Origin of the sequence: Xanthomonas hortorum (genome assembly GCF_040279205.1) — a bacterium.
Taxonomy (GTDB): domain Bacteria; phylum Pseudomonadota; class Gammaproteobacteria; order Xanthomonadales; family Xanthomonadaceae; genus Xanthomonas; species Xanthomonas hortorum_F.
The window spans coordinates 21,134-37,585 of sequence record NZ_JBEOLS010000050.1; the positions used below are offsets into that span (position 1 = coordinate 21,134).

Annotated in this window: 15 protein-coding genes; all 15 read left to right on the forward strand. The window is 59.0% G+C overall.

The window, feature by feature from the left end:
• Positions 1-12: 12 nt before the first annotated feature.
• Entirely contained in the window at positions 13-990 is a 978-nt protein-coding gene (locus ABS769_RS17085) for a pectinesterase family protein (protein WP_317062610.1), read from the forward strand.
• Complete coding sequence (pelA, locus tag ABS769_RS17090) at positions 990-2,018, forward strand: pectate lyase (RefSeq protein ID WP_350498208.1); 1,029 nt, start codon at positions 990-992, stop codon at positions 2,016-2,018. The genes ABS769_RS17085 and pelA overlap by 1 nt, the downstream gene beginning before the upstream one ends.
• Positions 2,019-2,106: 88 nt before the next feature.
• The gene (locus ABS769_RS17095) at positions 2,107-5,931 is read left to right on the forward strand and encodes a LamG-like jellyroll fold domain-containing protein (RefSeq protein ID WP_317062626.1); all 3,825 of its coding nucleotides are present in this window, start codon (positions 2,107-2,109) and stop codon (positions 5,929-5,931) included.
• Positions 5,932-6,171: 240 nt separating this feature from the next.
• Positions 6,172-6,717: a hypothetical protein gene (locus tag ABS769_RS17100; protein WP_317062608.1), complete on the forward strand. Its 546-nt coding sequence runs from the start codon at positions 6,172-6,174 to the stop codon at positions 6,715-6,717.
• Positions 6,718-6,841: 124 nt separating this feature from the next.
• Positions 6,842-7,342, forward strand: a complete 501-nt coding sequence (locus ABS769_RS17105; protein WP_317062607.1) for a superinfection exclusion B family protein — start codon at positions 6,842-6,844, stop codon at positions 7,340-7,342.
• Between the two features lie 62 nt (positions 7,343-7,404).
• Positions 7,405-7,878 (forward strand): hypothetical protein, encoded by a 474-nt coding sequence (locus ABS769_RS17110; protein ID WP_317062606.1) that lies wholly within the window; start codon positions 7,405-7,407, stop codon positions 7,876-7,878.
• A gap of 78 nt (positions 7,879-7,956) precedes the next feature.
• Positions 7,957-8,691 (forward strand): hypothetical protein, encoded by a 735-nt coding sequence (locus ABS769_RS17115; RefSeq protein WP_317062605.1) that lies wholly within the window; start codon positions 7,957-7,959, stop codon positions 8,689-8,691.
• 416 nt (positions 8,692-9,107) lie between these two features.
• Positions 9,108-10,016, forward strand: a complete 909-nt coding sequence (locus ABS769_RS17120; RefSeq protein WP_317062604.1) for a DUF4238 domain-containing protein — start codon at positions 9,108-9,110, stop codon at positions 10,014-10,016.
• A gap of 125 nt (positions 10,017-10,141) precedes the next feature.
• On the forward strand, positions 10,142-10,873 hold the full coding sequence (locus ABS769_RS17125; RefSeq protein WP_317062603.1) for a hypothetical protein: 732 nt from the start codon (positions 10,142-10,144) through the stop codon (positions 10,871-10,873).
• Between the two features lie 126 nt (positions 10,874-10,999).
• Positions 11,000-11,473 (forward strand): YybH family protein, encoded by a 474-nt coding sequence (locus ABS769_RS17130; RefSeq protein WP_317062602.1) that lies wholly within the window; start codon positions 11,000-11,002, stop codon positions 11,471-11,473.
• Positions 11,474-11,837: 364 nt separating this feature from the next.
• Positions 11,838-12,188, forward strand: a complete 351-nt coding sequence (locus ABS769_RS17135; protein ID WP_317062601.1) for a SymE family type I addiction module toxin — start codon at positions 11,838-11,840, stop codon at positions 12,186-12,188.
• 111 nt (positions 12,189-12,299) lie between these two features.
• Complete coding sequence (locus ABS769_RS17140; RefSeq protein ID WP_317062600.1) at positions 12,300-12,527, forward strand: hypothetical protein; 228 nt, start codon at positions 12,300-12,302, stop codon at positions 12,525-12,527.
• Positions 12,528-12,700: 173 nt separating this feature from the next.
• Positions 12,701-13,363 carry an imm11 family protein gene (locus ABS769_RS17145; protein ID WP_317062624.1) on the forward strand — a complete coding sequence of 221 codons (663 nt, stop codon included), beginning with the start codon at positions 12,701-12,703 and terminating at the stop codon, positions 13,361-13,363.
• A 50-nt stretch (positions 13,364-13,413) separates the two neighbouring features.
• Positions 13,414-14,076, forward strand: coding sequence for an imm11 family protein (locus ABS769_RS17150; RefSeq protein ID WP_317062599.1), 663 nt, complete (start codon positions 13,414-13,416; stop codon positions 14,074-14,076).
• A gap of 42 nt (positions 14,077-14,118) precedes the next feature.
• Positions 14,119-16,452 (forward strand): AHH domain-containing protein (locus ABS769_RS17155; RefSeq protein WP_317062598.1); only part of this gene is annotated, 2,334 nt, incomplete at its 3' end.

Genomic DNA, 16,452 nt, shown 5'->3' on the forward strand with positions numbered 1-16,452 from the left:
CAGGAGAGCGACATGCAAGTGCATCGCAGAACCGTCTTACGTCAGTTGGCCGCCACCGCGTTGGTGGCCGTGGCAGGCCTGTGCAGCAACGCCGCCATTGCCGCCGACCCGGTCTACACCGTGGCCAAGCAGGGCAGCGCCGGCTACCGCACCGTGCAGGCCGCCATCGATGCCGCCGTGCAGGGTGGCAAGCGCGCGCAGATCAACATCGGCGCCGGCACCTACCAGGAACTGATCGTGGTGCCGTCCAACGCACCGGCGCTCAAGCTCACCGGTGCCGGCGCCAGCCAGACCATCATCACCTACGACAACTACGCCTCACGCATCAATCCGGCCACCGGCACCGAGTACGGCACCTCCGGCTCGTCCAGCGTCATCATTGCCGGCAACGACTTCACTGCCGAGCAACTGAGCTTCGGCAATCACGCCGGCCCGGTCGGGCAGGCGGTGGCGGTGCGCGTGGATGGCGACCGCGCCGCGTTCCGCAACGTGCGTTTCCTCGGCTACCAGGACACGCTGTACCTGCGCGGCGCCAAGCTGTCGTACTTCCTCGACTGCTATGTCGAAGGCACCGTGGACTTCGTGTTCGGCGCCGGCACCGCCTTGTTCGAAAACGTGCAGCTGCACTCGCTGGGCGACGGCTATCTCACTGCCGCCTCCACCCCGCAGGAGAGCGCACGCGGCTTCGTGTTCCGCAACGCGCGCGTCACCGCTGCCAGCGGCGTGACCCGGGTGTTCCTGGGCCGGCCGTGGCGCCCGTATGCCAGCGTCAGCTTCATTAGCAGCCAGCTCGGCGCGCACATCCTGCCCGAGGGCTGGAACAACTGGGGCAACACCGCCAACGAAGCCACCGCCCGCTACAGCGAGTACCAGAGCAGCGGCGCCGGCGCCAACCCGTCGCGCCGCGTGAAGTGGTCGCGCCAGCTCACCGCTGCGCAGGCCGCCGCGCTGGACCGCAACACCATCCTCGGCACCTGGAGGCCGTTCTGATGCGCAAGCTCACCACCTTCGCCCTCGCCACCGCGCTGCTGCTGGCACCGCTGTCCGCACTGGCCGACAAGATCGCCGACAACATGTTGCTGCTGCAGACTGCCTCCGGCGGCTGGTCCAAGCAGTACAAGGGCGTTGCCGTCGACTACAACCGCACCTTCACCGCTGCGGAAATCGCCGAGCTGCAGCAACCAGGGCGCAAGGACGACGCCACCATCGACAACAAGGCCACCACCTACGAGATCGGCTACCTCTCCACGCTCTACAAGACCGAGAAGAACGCCAAGCACGTGGCCGCCGCCAAGCGCGGCGTGGACTATCTGCTCACCGCGCAATACGCCAACGGCGGCTGGCCGCAGTTCTACCCGGACCTGTCGTCCTACCATCACCAGATCAACTACAACGACGATGCGATGGTGCGCGTGCTCAACCTGCTGCAGGACATCAGCGAGGGCAAGGGCGACACCGGCGCGCTGCTGCGTGCCAGCCACGGCGCACGCGCGCGCCAGGCGGTGACCAAGGGGCTGGAATGCGTACTCGCCACCCAGGTCAAGATCGGCGGCACGCTCACCATCTGGGGTGCGCAATACGACGAGGTCACGCTCAAGCCGGCCAAGGCACGTGCGTATGAGCTGGCCTCGCTGGCCTCCAGCGAGTCGGTCAGCATCGTGCGCTTTTTGATGCGCCAGCCCACCCCGTCCGCGCAGATCAAGGCATCGGTCGAGGCCGCTGCGCGCTGGTTCGACACCCACCGCATGCGCGACCTGGCCACCAAGAAGATCGACGACCCTAGCCAGGAAACCGGCCAGGACGTGATCCTCATCGCGCAACCGGGTGCGTCACTATGGGCACGCTTCTACGACCTGCAGAATCAACGCCCGCTCTACGCCAACCGCGACGGCAAGGCCTTGACCGAGTACATGCAGGTGCCCAACGAGCGCCGCGTCGGTTATGCCTGGCACGGCACCTGGCCGGACAAGCTGTTGAAGGACGACATTCCCAAGTGGCGTACCGCCAACGGTCTGTAAGTGCGTCGTCGCCACCGCGTGCAAGCGCGCGGTGGCTGTTTCACGTTTCGGAATTGACGAGGTGAGCGTGTCGAAGTTCTTGTTGGGAATGCTGTGCCTGATCGCGCTGCCGGTGAGCGCGGCCACCACCACTGCGCCGGAGCTGTTGTTCCGGGTGTCGGCCGACCGCGACCTGCAGGCCGATGTGGCCCGCGGCGACGGCGTGCCCAACTTCCGCGACAAGATCACGCTGGTGCCCACCGGCAAGCGCGGCAACGCCATCGAATGGGCCGACGACGGCGTGCTGTCGTGGAATGCGCCCGGCAACCTCTACACCCAGCGCGGCACGCTGAGCTTCTTCTGGCGCTCGCGCTATTCCGTGGGCGAAGCGCCGTTCGTGATCTTCCGCGTCGGCTATGCCGACCACACCAGCTGGGACATGGCCTGGCTGCGCATCGACTGGAACGGCCACGGCTTCGATGCCTTCGTCACCGACGCCAACCTCGCGCGCACCCGCGTCTCCTTCAAGCTCGACAAGGCCCCGGCTGCCAGCGACTGGACCCACATTGCGTTTGCCTGGGACGAAACCCGCGGCGTGCGCCTGTATGTCGATGGCAAGGAAGCCGCACGCGTGGACTGCGGTGCGCCCTGCGCCAACGGCGGCGCGCTGGACTTCGACGCCGCGCTGGACCAGTTCGGCCTGGCCGGCCGCGTGATGTCGCCGCACCAGGTGCAGAGCCGCTACAACTTTTTGCGCGGCAGCGACTTCGATGAGATCCGCATCTACGACCGCATGCTCGATACCAGCGGCGCTGCCGCACTGGCACGCCTGCAGGAGCCCACCAGCGCCGAAGCTGCGTCAACCGACAAGCAATACGCTGCCTTTTTGCATCGCTTTGGCTGGGACAACGGCCACGCACCACCGCTGTTGGATGCACCCATCACCCGCATCCGCAAGGTGGAGTTCGCCGACGCCCGCGACCTCAAGCAATGGATGTGGAAGGCCACCGACGGCATCGCCGAAACCACCTGGCCCGGCGTCTACAACCGCTCGCGCCTGCCCGGGCGCGACGACTACTTCCAGCTGCCGGACTGGAACACCTACGTCGAAGGCGGCAAGGCGCTGGACCTCACCCTGCCGGATGAGCCGGTCAACCGCATCGAGCTGCGTGGCGCCGCATACGGCCAGGCCAGCTACGCCGCGCCCGCTGCCGCCGGTGCAAGCACCGCGCAGGCGCAGCCACTGTTCGACCGCAAGCAAGGCGTGGTTCGCAGCGTGGACCAATTCCCCGAGCGCCGCGGCGGCACGCTGCGCTTTGCCAACACCGCGCAGGAAACCCCCATCCAGGAAATCTGGGCCTACAACGTGCAGCCGGGCGAGGTGCCCAAAGGCAGCGCGCAACTCAGCTACACCGTGCGCAGCGACATCCAGCCCGACTACGACAACCTCGCACCCTTGCGCGATGTCATCGCCGGCCGCTACCCGCCAGGCGAGCGCCAGACCGTGGTCGCGCTGCCCACCAAGGCGCCGGCGCGCAAGCGCCCCAGCGACAAGGCCGCCGCCAGCGCTGCGCAGCAACCCATCGTGCACATCCTGGTGCCGTCCAGCCTGGGCAACCCGCCGCCGGACCAGGCGCTGATGCGCAGCTGGTCCTACGGCTGGGAGAACATGCACGACGGCCTGGACGGCATCGCCATCACCCTGCCGGCGCTCAACCTGCCGGCCACCCACAACGGCAGCATCCCGCTCAACATCCGCATCAAGGACCCCATCTGGCCCGCGCGCGACATGATCGACGTCTCGGTCGCGGTTACCCCAGGCCAGGCCCGCACGCTGTGGCTGGACCTGCGCGACAGAATCCTCAGCAACGACAGCCTGATGCTCAGCATCGCCGCCGCCGCGCCCGGCTTCGATGCCAACGCGCTCGACGGCACCCAGCTGCAGCTGGTGTTCAAGCCGCGCGCCGAGGCCATCACCGAGCACGTCGCCGACCGCTTCAACCAGGTCAAGGACAACTGGGGCTTCCTGGTGGAAGAGCACACCACCTCCAAGCGCCAGTTGCTCTACAAGCGCCTGGACGCCGACATCACCGACCTGCTGCGCGTCGACCCGGACCACGCGCTCGGCCGCCAGTACTGGAACGACATCAGCTACGCCAACCAGGGCGCGTTGCCTGTCGAACTGCCCAGCGTGCCCAAGGGCGTGCCCGCCTGGGCGTTCTGGCAGCTGCAAGACCTCAGCGCCACCCGCCGCTATATCCGCTGGTGGATCGAGCAGCGCCAGGTGGCCTATGGCGATTTCGGCGGCGGCATCTCCGACGATTCGGACCTGGTGCAGCAATGGCCCGGTGTCGCGCTGATGGGCGTGGACCCGGACATGCTCAACGCCTCCATGCTGGCGCTGTCCGATGCCAACTACCGCAACGGCATGTTCACCAACGGCCTGTCCACCATCGAAACCGACGAGCTGCATTCCTACGAAGAGGGCATCAACCTCAACAGCGCCCTGCTGTACCTCAACTGGGGCGACCCGCGCACCGTCGAGCGCCTGATGCAAACCGTCAAGGCCTTCGACACCATCATCCAGGTCAACCCGCAAGGGCACCTGCTGTTCGCCAGCAACTGGTTCGGCGGCCGCAAGGTCTACCGCGAGCCCAACTGGCAATGGCAAAAACCGTACTCCTTCCCCATCGTGCACCCGGCCATCCTGCTGGGCGGATATAACGCCGACCCCAACAGCCGCCGCATCGTCACCGGATTAGCCGACGGCTATCTCGCCCACGCCTACACCAACGCCAAGGGCAACTGGGCGCTGCCCAACGAGATCAACTGGCAAACCGGCAAAACCCGCGGCGGCGAACTGTTCGAAGGCAGCGGCGGCGCCGACACCTTGCACACCTTCTGGGCCGCCTACCGCTTTACCGGCGATGCGCGTTATCTCAAGCCCATTGATTACCGCGTTGCCAACAGCGGCCCCAACGGCCTCTCCCTGCTCAACGAAAACTTCCTGGATGTCATGGGCAAGCGCAGCGACTGGAGCGGCAAGCTCATCGACGCTGCAAATAAAGACGACGGCAGCGCCCCGGACTTCGCGCACCATGTGTCCTGGGAGCAAACCGGCAACCTCGATTATCTCGCCGCCATTTACCGCAGCGAGGCGCGCGAGAAACTGCAGAACTTCTACATGAACACCGAAGGCCACTGGTGGAGCGACCGCGTGGAATCCCCCACGGTCAACCTGCAGCGCGCACGCTTAGGGGGAGTGGCGCTCAAGCGCAACCAGACCTATCCCGGCCACACCGTGAGCTGGCGCTTCGCCGATCCAGAGGCCGCAACGCAAGTGGCCATCGCCATCCCCGCGCCCCAGCAAGACCGCTTCACCGTCATCGCCTACAACACCTCCAGTAAACCTCAGCGCGCCAGCATGACCGGCTGGAACGTCGCCCCAGGCCAATGGCGCATCACGCAGGGCGGGAGCAAAGGCAATAACGGCAAGCTCGACAGCGCAGCCAAGACGCAAGAGGTCGCTTTCGAAAAAAGCGCGGCCATCGACATCGACTTCCCCGCCGGCCGCACCACCATCCTGCAGCTCGAACGCATTGCAGCCACCACCCCGGTCGAACTACGCCCGGACCTGGGCATCGGCTATGGCGATGTGCGCGTGACTGCAGACGCTATCGAAGTGACCGTGCACAGTCTCGGCCATGCCGATGCACCGGCCGGGTTTGTGGTGTTGGAGGATGCGAGAGGGAAGGAGTTGGCAAGAGCTGCGTTCCCGGCGTTGGAAGCTCCGCGGGATTTGGTGCCTAGGACGGCGGTTGTGTGGTTGGCGGTGCTGGATGGCAGTGCTGAAAAGGGCGCGCGGTTGCGTTTGGTGACGGAAGGCAAGATTGCTGAGGTGACTGAACGCAACAACACGCTGGCTGTGCCGTGAGAACAGAAGAAGAGCCCGACTGACGGAGCTCTTGGATATCGAAACTAGGCCGCGAATTGTTCGGCGTAACAGAATGAGCTCGCAATGATGCGGCCTAGTAATTGGCGCCAGAGGCAGCGACTTGGCTGAAAAACGATCAGTTTTAAAAGTCTGTAGCGATTGCTAGTAGACAGGCAGTCGGCGAATATCATGTATACCGCGCTTAGGCGGTCCAATAGAAGTTAGGCGGGGGATGAGACCATGTCGGCGGTCGTAGATTTTCTTTCGGGCGAGTTCTTACTGCGCAGTCGGCCCAATGGCGGTACTGCGGTGCTGTTCCGGTCGCTCTGGGTGACAACCCTAATCTGCGCCACGGTGCTGCCCATCAAGTCGTACTGCGCGGCCGACACCGAACTGGCGTTTTCAGCGGCGCAATTGAAAGTCGAGCTCGGACAAATGATTCCGTGGTTCGGTGCAGTATTTGCGGGCACGTATGCCGCGTTCTACTCTCGGTTTGCCGCTCAGTGGAGCTATCTAGCTAGCCTTTACAACCAGATCACGGCTACTATCGCGTCCGCTCCTGCAGGGCATTTCCCGAACGAGGCTCTCATTGGGTGGAAAGCGGCGTTCATCGAAGATACGCAAGACCTACATCTCGCGCGCAAGTCAATGTTCGCCTCGGTGATCAAAGGCTTCTTGCAAGATCCTCAAGTCGTTCGGGTGTTTCTCTCCTACACCGACGGTGGGCCCGATCGGCTTCATGACTTGCAGCTCCAGCTCAACTGTGTAGCGGTGACACCCGCATAGATAGATTGCGCCACTGCAGAGTCAGTAGCGGGCAGTGGAAAGCGCGACAGCGTTGCGTCCTTTCTAACAATTCGTCCAAGCAACGCAGCTTTGCGGTGCTGGCTAACTTAGATGCTAAGACCGCATGGATCCATCGCAAGCACTTGGCTGGTTCAAACTTCCCCAGAGGGTGCTCTGGGCACTCCTGCTAATCACAGGCCTAGTGCTCTGGGGGCCGCCATGGTTTGTTACTGGCCTCGGTCTTGAGACCTTCATTGACACCTATCGCATGTGGCTAGGTGTCGTGTTCCTCCTCTTTCTCGCAGCCACGCTACCTACCCCGATACATTCGGCCGCTACTAAGGCTTGGGAATGGTTTGAGGATCGTCGTGGCAAGAAGGCACGTCGTACCCGCTTGCACAACCTATCGAATGATGAAAAGGAAGTCTTGCGGTACTACGTCACGAAGAATGTTCGGACACAAACGCTGGATATGGCAGATGGTGTCGCTCCTGCCCTAGAGAAGGACTGGATCATCTATCGCGCTTCAAATGTAAGTCGGGGTTACACAGACTTTGCCTATAATATTCAGCAGTGGGCACTTGACTACATCAGGGAGCATCCCGAGGTCCTAGATGCGGTCTAACAAATTCATTCAAGCCGAAGCCGCCTCGCGGCTCGTCTTAATTCAGGCATTAGGTATAACTCATGGACATTGCGGGCGAACTGATCAAGCTAGGTTCCGTAGGTCTCATCGCAGGCCTATTCTCATCTCTCTTGGCGAATAGAGATCATCGCTATAGAAAGTGGTGGGAGCTGAGGGTCAGTGCCTATCAAGGGGCAATTGAGGCGCTCTCTGACATCGTCTATTACTTCGAAAAGCACTACAACGCAGAAGTTGAATATCGCGAACTTACCGAAGAATTCAAGGAAAAAATCAGCGAATTTTGGAATACGTCATATCCTAAAGTCAGAAGACTTGCAGACAGCGGCGCATTTTTATTTTCAGATCGTGCCAATGCGGCGCTTAAAGAGTTCATGCGAGACGATGACGAGCAGACTTACATTGAGCATCTTGACAACAATTTAGCCAAGTCCAAGAAGTGCTTAAAAGAACTTGTGGCTTGCTCAAAGATTGATCTGCGTCTAAAAGAGGGGGTATTTTTCAGATGGTTTCCGTGAGGCCTAACAATTCATTCAAGTCGAACCCGCTTTGCGGGTTGGCTTAACTCAGGCGCTATGCTTCTAGGAGACTAGTTGGTGCATCTTCTTATTCCATGTATGAAGTGCCTTCAAGAATTCGGGAAACCCAGTGGAGAGTTTACACGCGTTGAGTTCCTTGACGACGGGAAGTACAAGCTCACCTGCTCCAACGGACACGACGCAACGACAATCCTACAACAGCAAAAATTTGAGGTGCTATTTGATATAGGAGCCCATGCCATTCTTGATGGCTACTACCGAGAATCCGTGTCGTCCTTTGCCGCAAGTCTAGAGCGCTTCTATGAGTTCTCGATCCGAGCCTTCCTGTCAAAGGCGTCTGGGTCTGAAAATTTGTTCAAGTCATGCTGGAAATTAGTTTCAAGCCAGTCAGAGCGCCAACTGGGGGGCTTCATTTTTCTCTGGGCTTCAACTTTCAACGCGTCACCTGCTTTACTTAGCAATAAGCAAGTTAATTTCCGGAATGACGTAGTTCATAAAGGGAAAATTCCAACCAAGGAGGAAGCCATTGCCTTCGGAGACTATGTTCTCAACGTTCTGCGCCAAAATATGCTGGTACTTCGCGAGCAACTCCCAGACGCGGTGCAACAAGTTGTGTTTTACCATCTGCGAGACGCGCAAACAACTGGGGCTACCTTTCCATCTGCAACCATGTGCGCTTCAACCATCGTCAGCCTAAGTGCCGGTGAGGCATCGCATCATCAAGGCGATCTGAAGCATCACCTTAGCAAGCTTCTGGAGTGGAGGGCCATAGCGAATGGTGTCAAGGCATGACGGTTAATTTAAGCTGACGCCGCCTCGCGGCGTGACTTAATTCAGCGTTAGACCGCACTAAAAAAGCGGGCCAGGTTCATTTAAGAGGTAATCTGGGAAGAACGGGGTCAGATTCATTTAGATGTCAGCCTCAACCGTTTCTTGTCATTAGTGAGGGGCTGCTAACCGTTTGATGCTAAGTGCGGGCACGTCATCGCCTCAGAGCGACGAAACAGGGCCGCGCTGTTGTTGTTCCAGCGAGCGCTGCTGTTCCACTGCCACCTCTTGTGTGCGCTCCTGCGCTGGTCGCTGGTTGACAGTTCCTGATAAGAACGGGACAGGTTTACTTAAGAGGTCGACCTAGGCCCCAATTGCATTCTGGCAAAAGCCAAGTCAGCTTACTATCGGCAATAGACAGCGCCGCCCGGAGCGGTGTGATGCAAGCTAAGAAATCCGGAAATCTCGGATCGGATCAACTAAGACGAAGCGAACCGAACAGCATGGGCGATCACTATCTGCCACAGCATTACCTCAATGGGTTTACGATAGACGAACGCTTATGGGTCCACGATCTAGAGCGGCAGCTCACACGCCGTGGAAAGCCAAAGTCGGAAGCGAACGTCAATGATCTCTGGCCTGGTGAGTTGGAGCGCCATCTTGCCGAAAAGATTGAAGGGCCGGCGCAAGACACCATTGATCGCATACGTCGATTCGAACCGATAGATGATTCAGAGAGAGAGGCGCTCTCTGCTTATCTAATCACGATGTGGAAGCGAGTGCCGGCAGGTCGCGATCGAACAGCCTCACACATCCCACAACTTGCTGCGGAGCACAAGCAAGGATACTTTTCCCAAATCGAGGGGATGGTCGCTGACGGGTCAATGTCAGTAGATCAGGGTGCTGAGGCAAGACAGAAGGTGTCGGACATACTTGAAGGCCTAGTAGATGGACCGCCCGACTACTACTGGCACCACGCGCTCCGCGACGGTGCTACTCCCAAGATGATGTCTGCGCTGCGTGGCATGAACTGGACGTTCCTGGTCAGCACCTCCGACCCTTACCTTACTTGCGACGATCCACTCTTTTTCTTTCGCAATATTGGCATAGGCAGAGTCAATTCTGAGCTGAGCGTGCCGCTCTCTACGTCAATTACTCTGCTGGCTCACCACCAATGCGCGAAGTCACGACAGTTCCAAGATGCCCGTGCGGGAATGGTCGTTCAACTTAATCGTCGAACTGCACATAACGCAAGACGATTTATTTACTCTGCCGAACCCGTGCCTTGGGCTATAAAGTTAGGAACGCGTAAGCTACGTCCAGAGCGCATTAAAATCTTTAATAATTGACTGTATCAACAATTCTAGATTTCGTTGCTAGTAGTCAGATTTTTAGCTGTATAAAGAACGGGGGTCAGGTTAACTTAATAAGTGAGCCAGACCCGATTCTCCTTCCAAGAGGTGACAAGTACAATATGAATTCAAATAACCTTCCATCTGAGATTAAGAGCCAAGTAATTGACTATGTGGCCGCTGGGGCAAAGTCAGTGCTGGGTGCTATTCCATTCGCAGGTTCTCTCCTTGTAGAACTCGCTGGAACTATCATTCCAAATCAACGTATAGAGCGTATAGCAAATTTTGCAGCCGCTCTTGAAGATAGAATTAAACACTTGGAAGAGAGTGAGATAATAGCTGAGCTATCCGATGAGACTTTCAATGAGCTTACTGAGGAGGCGTTAAGGCAGGCTGCTCGATCTACAAGCCAAGAACGAAGAAATTATCTGGCATCTTTGGTGGCAAGTAGTCTCACAGACGATCAAATCACAAACAATGAGCATAGGCATCTTCTTCGCCTATTAGGCGAGATAAGTGATGTTGAGGTCGTTTGGTTGCGATCCCTTGTAGGTTCGTACATCGGAGAGCCCGACAACTTCAGAAGAACTCATGAAACCACGTTAGCGCCCGTCCGTGCTTATCTGGGGTCTCGTCAAGACGAGTTAGATAAGCACACCCTTCAGCAAAGCTATATCAGTCATCTAATTGCTCTTGGTTTGGCAAAGCGATCACTTAAACTCGACAAGAACAAACAACCTCAAGTAGATAGTTCAACTAAGGATTTCGCATACGAGTCTACAAGCATCACTCCGTTAGGCCGTATGCTGCTTCGCACACTTGACCTCTGGCCGGAGCAAGAAGGTGCTGGCTAAAAAATTCAACGCAGCTCTGCCCACGAATAAAGGGATCAGTCAACTTAAAACCCTCTGATCGCCGCAGCTGCGAGGCGCGGAACAACTCTATTGTTAACCAACGAGACTCTAGAAGGAATAAGACACATGAGCCGATCGATCGTTGCCATTTTTGTCTTCAGTCTCGTGCTTGCCACGGGGCCATTGCATGGTGAGAACATTACAGAAAAAGCCAACCCAACAGCGGTTGCCAGCGTTGCGTTACCGCCAGAACTTGATCGAGTACTCCGCGACTATGAGCGCGCATGGCGTAAGGGCGACGCAGGCGCGCTTGCTGCGTTATTTGCGGAAGATGGCTTTTTGCTGCAGAGCGATCATCCTCCAATCCGGGGCAGGGCAGCTATTCAAGCGGCCTATGAAGGTAGCAGCGGAGGTCCGCTGCGCCTGCGCTCAGTCGGTTTTTCCGCTGAAGATAATATTGCCTACATCATAGGTGCTTACGGCTACGGAGATGCACCCGGTGACATGGGAAAGTTCACCCTCACGCTGCATCGGGATTCGGGCAAGCCGTGGTTGATCTTCTCGGACATGGACAATCTCAATTCTTCGGCCAAACGGTAGTCTGCTTTCATGGATCGAGGGAGCAAAGAAGGGAAGCGATGTACGTGTCCCTTGTGGCGGCCACACCTAAAAAATAATCATCACTTTTTAGTTCGAAGCAGTTGACAACCCAACAAACCCGCAGCAATCTCTACCACAAGGAGCGTAGAAACTCCTCTAAGAGCGGTACCCACCTCCGTCAAACCGGTGGGTTTTTTGTGCCTGCAGCATCTTGCGGGCGCAACCGACGCGATGCCTGCGTCGGGAGGGCGGCTAATACAACACCCTTCGGGGAAATACGCCCGCCGACTCTTAGCGGTTTCTAACCTCCCGACATCCCGTCGCCACCCGGCGGCGGGGCCTGTTCGTCCAGGAGGGCTTTGCCATGCGTCGACCCACGTCCCGTCCCACATCCGCACGCAAGCGCGCCACGGAGCCACCGCCCCGCGAGATCGGCTGGCACTCGCTCGACCCGTCGATCAAGCCGCGGCCCTACGTCGAGCGCACCCCCATCCCCCAACCCCGCACCGAACCCCGCCCCCCACGCCCCGGCCACCCGCGTGCCCCGCACCACTGCACCGTCGGCTACGGCTACTACCCCGCCAGCGACCAACGCATCCCCACGCTACGCCTACGCGGCCGCTGGCTGGAACAACTGGGCTTCACCATCGGCAGCAAGCTCCACATCCGTCTGCGCGATGGCGAGTTGGTCGTCAGCGTCGCACCTACGGACTAACCAGGTGCGCCGCGCACGCGCAGCACGCACCCGCACGCCCCGCGCCGAGCGCAACGCGCCAATCGCCACACCGTGCGCGCTCCCCGCTCACAGCGCAGAGGAGGGACACAGATGGACCACCCCGCCGTCGTCTTGCATCTCACGCTGGACCAACGCGACCAGCTCGAACGCCTGCTACGCAGCCTCATCGCCCACGGCGATGTCATCGCTATGAGCAAACCGGAGTGTCTGGAGGCGCAGACGCTGCCAACGTTGGGACAAGCCATCTTCGATGCCGCCCATGCCGTGCGCGAGATGCTTGAGCAGCGGGTGGAGCAAAGGCGGGGCGAGCCACAATGAAAACAGGCTTTTGTTACAGAAGTTAATTTGATGCCGGCGTTAACCAAGATTTTCATACGCCACTTCGGCCACATAAAAAGGGCTTTTCGAGTAATCCACAGCTACTCCGCTCGTTGCTCTAGAATCGCTTGGCAAGGTGATAAGCCGAAATGCACAACACAACCGCATCCACGATGGAAGCCGCCATGAACGACCAGATTGCAATTCCCGTTACGATTTCCAGCGTTTCCCACAAAGGGAAATTCTTTGTCATCGAACCTAGTTTCTGGAGTAACGGTCAGGGCCCAGGCCTGGAGATCGCCAACGAAGAGAAGCTTCTTCCCCCAGGCATGAATACGATGGATCCCCCTAACGGCGAAGTCGGCCAGTATCCAGAAAGACCACACCTGATTCATGTGCCCGAACTAGGTGGGATGCCGAGGGATTTCGAGGAGCTTGCAGGCATCTGGATCGTTTCGGAAGCTTTGAAGCGTGTGTTCGAATCTGTTGATCCTGCGGGTTTTGCTTTCGCAACCTGCGACTTTACGCTCGCTGATGGCTCCCCTGGTCGCCAATACTTCTTGTGCGACGTGGTGCGCTTCCTCAACGCACTGGATGAGGAAGCATCGCGAGTCAAGATCAAGTACGAGCATGATCATCAAACCGGTGAAGAACTGAAGTACTACAGTGTGGCCGGTGGGGCTAGTCTCATTTTCCAGAAAGGTGTCGTAGCCGATGCGCATATCTTTCGGCAGCCTCGGCTCGGGACCGACGCCATCTGCGATCGCGTACTAGCTGACGCATTGATTGCGGCGAATCTGGATGGCATTCGGTTGCATGATGCCGCAGACTTGTAATCGCTTAACCGAAGTAATCAACTACTGTGTTCAACACCACCGCATCCACGATGGAAGCCACCATGAACGACCAGGCTGCAATTCCCGTCACGATTCCAAGCGTTTCCCACAAGGGTGAGTTCTTTGTTCTCGAGCCGAGCCTCTGGGGCAATGGGAAGGTGCCAGGCATAGAGATTGCGAACGAGAAAAAACTTAGGCTCCCTGGAAGCTTCATCGTTGAGCCGCCCAATGGCGATCCAGGGCAGTATCCGGAAAAGCCCCATTTGATCCATGTACCAGCGTTGGGTGGCATGCCCCGCGATTTTGAAAACCTGTTCGGCATCTGGATTGTTTCGGAAGCATTGAAGCGTGTGTTCGAATCCATCGACCCCAAGGGTTTCGCGTTCGCAGCTTGTGACTTCACGCTTGCCGATGGCTCGCCTGGACCTCAGCGCTACTTATGCGACGTTGTGCGTTCGCTTGATGCACTTGATGAAGATGCGTCAAGGGTCAAGATCAAATACGAAAGAGATCATCAATCCGGCGAAGATATAAAGTTTTACAGCGCGTCCGGTGGTGCAAGCCTTGCCTTTAAGCATGAAGTGGTCGGGGATGCTCATGTTTTCCGGCAGCTTCGACTCGGGACTGACGCTATCTGCGACCGCGTTTTAGCTGACGCATTGAATGCGGCCAACTTGGATGGTATCCGGCTACGCGATGCTGCGAATTTGTGATTTTTATGACTCATTCCTAAGGTCTCAGGCGGGAGCATCAGCATGGCGGACACACCGGTCTTCCAGGGCCATCACGTCATTGAGCAAGCGGCCTATCGCAACACTCCGCTACTAAAAGTTTTGGCAGAACGCGGACTGTTCGATCTACACGGCCCGAGCAACATGTTGAATCTGCCAGCCGATAGAGCGCTGGCGGCCAAGATGGGATTGTCACCACACCCTGGCGGCCCACTCGGTGCCTATTCGGACGAACTCGATTTCGCACTCAGAGACTTGCAGAGTTCTCCCGATGGTCAAGCGACGATGCGAGGCGACCAAGCAGCAGCGCAACGCATGGCGGTAAGGGTCAATGGTCTGACCGACACGCTCAAAGTGGGTATGGTCAACGGCGATCTTGTGACCAATATGCCTCAAGGCATGACGCCGGAACAGGCGAACGCAAAGATCAGAACGTTCTTCAGTGATGTCGATGGCTACCAGCGCAGCCATGCTCCCCAAATCGCCGAAATGGGAAAGATGTCAGCAGCAGAAGCGCGCTGGGCGGGGGTCACCCAATCGGAGGGCAACATCAAACTTGCGCTGGATGCCGCCGATCAGCCGGGCGCCTCCACGCTGAGTGAGAGATGGGGCGGGCGTCAGTCACTTGGCACGGCGATCGCGGAGGCAAACCAGGCAGGTCACTTGCCCCTTTCAGACCCGCTTGCAGCGCGGTTGCGCGTTGCCTTTCCCCATGAGATGCCACCGATCATTGCGCCGCCGCCAGTTGTTCCCCGGATGCCGGGTGTTCCAGGCGAAGCCGGCATTGTTGCGGGCGAAGCCGCCGCAGCAGAAGCAGCTGGATTGCGAGGACCCGGCGCCCGCGTTGCCGGTGCTGCGGGCGTGGCGCTCATGGCTTACGACTTCGCCGTGACTGGCCATCGTGTGGTCCAACTGCAGACGGCGGGCAACGAGACAGCGGCCCAATCGGCGGCCACGCACTTTGTTGGCCGCAATGCCGGTGGTATCGCTGGCGGCTTCCTGCTTGGTGCTGGTTACGGCGCCGCCACCGGCTCATGGACGGGGCCGGGAGCGTTGGCCACCGGTTTGGTTGGTGGCGCGTTCGGCGCGTATCTTGGCGAGCGCTGGGCCGAGCAGCAGGACATCAAGCGGATCTACACGCAGCCAGACGGCAGCGGCAACGAGTGGACGCGCAATCCGGAAGACGCGCAAGGCGCATGGACACGCACGGTGCGTGCTCCAACGCCAAACGGCGGTTATCAAGAGACACGTTTGCTTGCCGCTGGGCGCCTGGTCGACGAGCTGAATTACCGTGCTGCCAATGACTCGTACTCGCTCGGCTTGGGGAGCCCGCCGAAGCCGCAAGACCCATACCGCCTTGATGCAAGCGCCGAAACCCGGCCACCGCGCAAACCGTTCGAAACGGGGCGCGACTACGTACGCGATGCCCAGACAGGGCGGTGGCAAGTTGAAATCCGGGAGAACATCGACGGCAAGATACCTGTGACGCGTAACGCACCGGTCAGCCCTGAGCGTGCGACCGAGTTGGATCGGCAATCGCAAACCGTGATCGCGCAGAACGCGGCCAACACACCAGAGGCGACCGCAGCGCGCTATCAGATTGCCTACAACCAGTTTGGCTGGAACGAGTTCACTTCCCGCGAACCGGTGCCACCCGTCATTGCCAATGCCCGGGCACAACCGCAGTCACTGCAGGCCTCCGACGGCAACGCTTACACCCGTGATGCCAGTGGCGAATGGAGCACGCCAGGAACGTTTTACGGAACGAACCAAGCGACGGGCAACACGCGCGAGGAATTGAACCGTACGTTGCAGAGTCAGCAGGCCGGGCTTCAAGACATGGCGTCGATGGCGGAAGTAGCACGCACCCATCCCACGCCGACACAAAGCGACTTGCGCAGCCAGGTAGCCGGTGTCTACGCTCGTGCCGGCATTACACGCACCGACGAGCAGATCGACGCGGCGACCTCGGCTGTCGCACAAGACCACGCGCGTGATACTGGCCCAAAGATGCCGTTCTTCCTGCAGCTGCAGAAAGACGGTTCGATCGCCACGGTGGTTGGCCAAAATGACGACCGCATGGAGATCAGGGCGACCACGACAGCAGCAGAGATATCGCAAGCACAAACGCAGCAAGCCAGGCCTGCGGAAACTCCCCAACCCAGTGCTCCTACGCAAGCGCCTCAGACACAACAACCTGCAACGCCGTCGCTGGAAGCACCCTTACCTAGGGAAGATCTGAACAACCAGTCAGTATCTTCGAAGTTCAAGCAGCCTTGTCGAGATGAGGCGTGTAGTTGGCTTGAAGTGCGTAAGGCATGCGTTTTCTGGCGGCATCTCCTGCCGCCAGGCAGCATT

What these genes read in the sequence shown, in the direction of transcription:
- ABS769_RS17100 (WP_317062608.1), top strand. Translation starts at nt 6,172, where the DNA reads ATGTCGGCGGTCGTAGATTTTCTTTCGGGCGAGTTCTTACTGCGCAGT.
- ABS769_RS17145 (WP_317062624.1), top strand. Translation starts at nt 12,701, where the DNA reads ATGGAAGCCGCCATGAACGACCAGATTGCAATTCCCGTTACGATTTCC.
- ABS769_RS17130 (WP_317062602.1), top strand. Translation starts at nt 11,000, where the DNA reads ATGAGCCGATCGATCGTTGCCATTTTTGTCTTCAGTCTCGTGCTTGCC.
- ABS769_RS17150 (WP_317062599.1), top strand. Translation starts at nt 13,414, where the DNA reads ATGGAAGCCACCATGAACGACCAGGCTGCAATTCCCGTCACGATTCCA.
- ABS769_RS17105 (WP_317062607.1), top strand. Translation starts at nt 6,842, where the DNA reads ATGGATCCATCGCAAGCACTTGGCTGGTTCAAACTTCCCCAGAGGGTG.
- ABS769_RS17110 (WP_317062606.1), top strand. Translation starts at nt 7,405, where the DNA reads ATGGACATTGCGGGCGAACTGATCAAGCTAGGTTCCGTAGGTCTCATC.
- ABS769_RS17120 (WP_317062604.1), top strand. Translation starts at nt 9,108, where the DNA reads ATGCAAGCTAAGAAATCCGGAAATCTCGGATCGGATCAACTAAGACGA.
- ABS769_RS17125 (WP_317062603.1), top strand. Translation starts at nt 10,142, where the DNA reads ATGAATTCAAATAACCTTCCATCTGAGATTAAGAGCCAAGTAATTGAC.
- ABS769_RS17140 (WP_317062600.1), top strand. Translation starts at nt 12,300, where the DNA reads ATGGACCACCCCGCCGTCGTCTTGCATCTCACGCTGGACCAACGCGAC.
- ABS769_RS17085 (WP_317062610.1), top strand. Translation starts at nt 13, where the DNA reads ATGCAAGTGCATCGCAGAACCGTCTTACGTCAGTTGGCCGCCACCGCG.
- pelA (WP_350498208.1), top strand. Translation starts at nt 990, where the DNA reads ATGCGCAAGCTCACCACCTTCGCCCTCGCCACCGCGCTGCTGCTGGCA.
- ABS769_RS17135 (WP_317062601.1), top strand. Translation starts at nt 11,838, where the DNA reads ATGCGTCGACCCACGTCCCGTCCCACATCCGCACGCAAGCGCGCCACG.
- ABS769_RS17095 (WP_317062626.1), top strand. Translation starts at nt 2,107, where the DNA reads ATGCTGTGCCTGATCGCGCTGCCGGTGAGCGCGGCCACCACCACTGCG.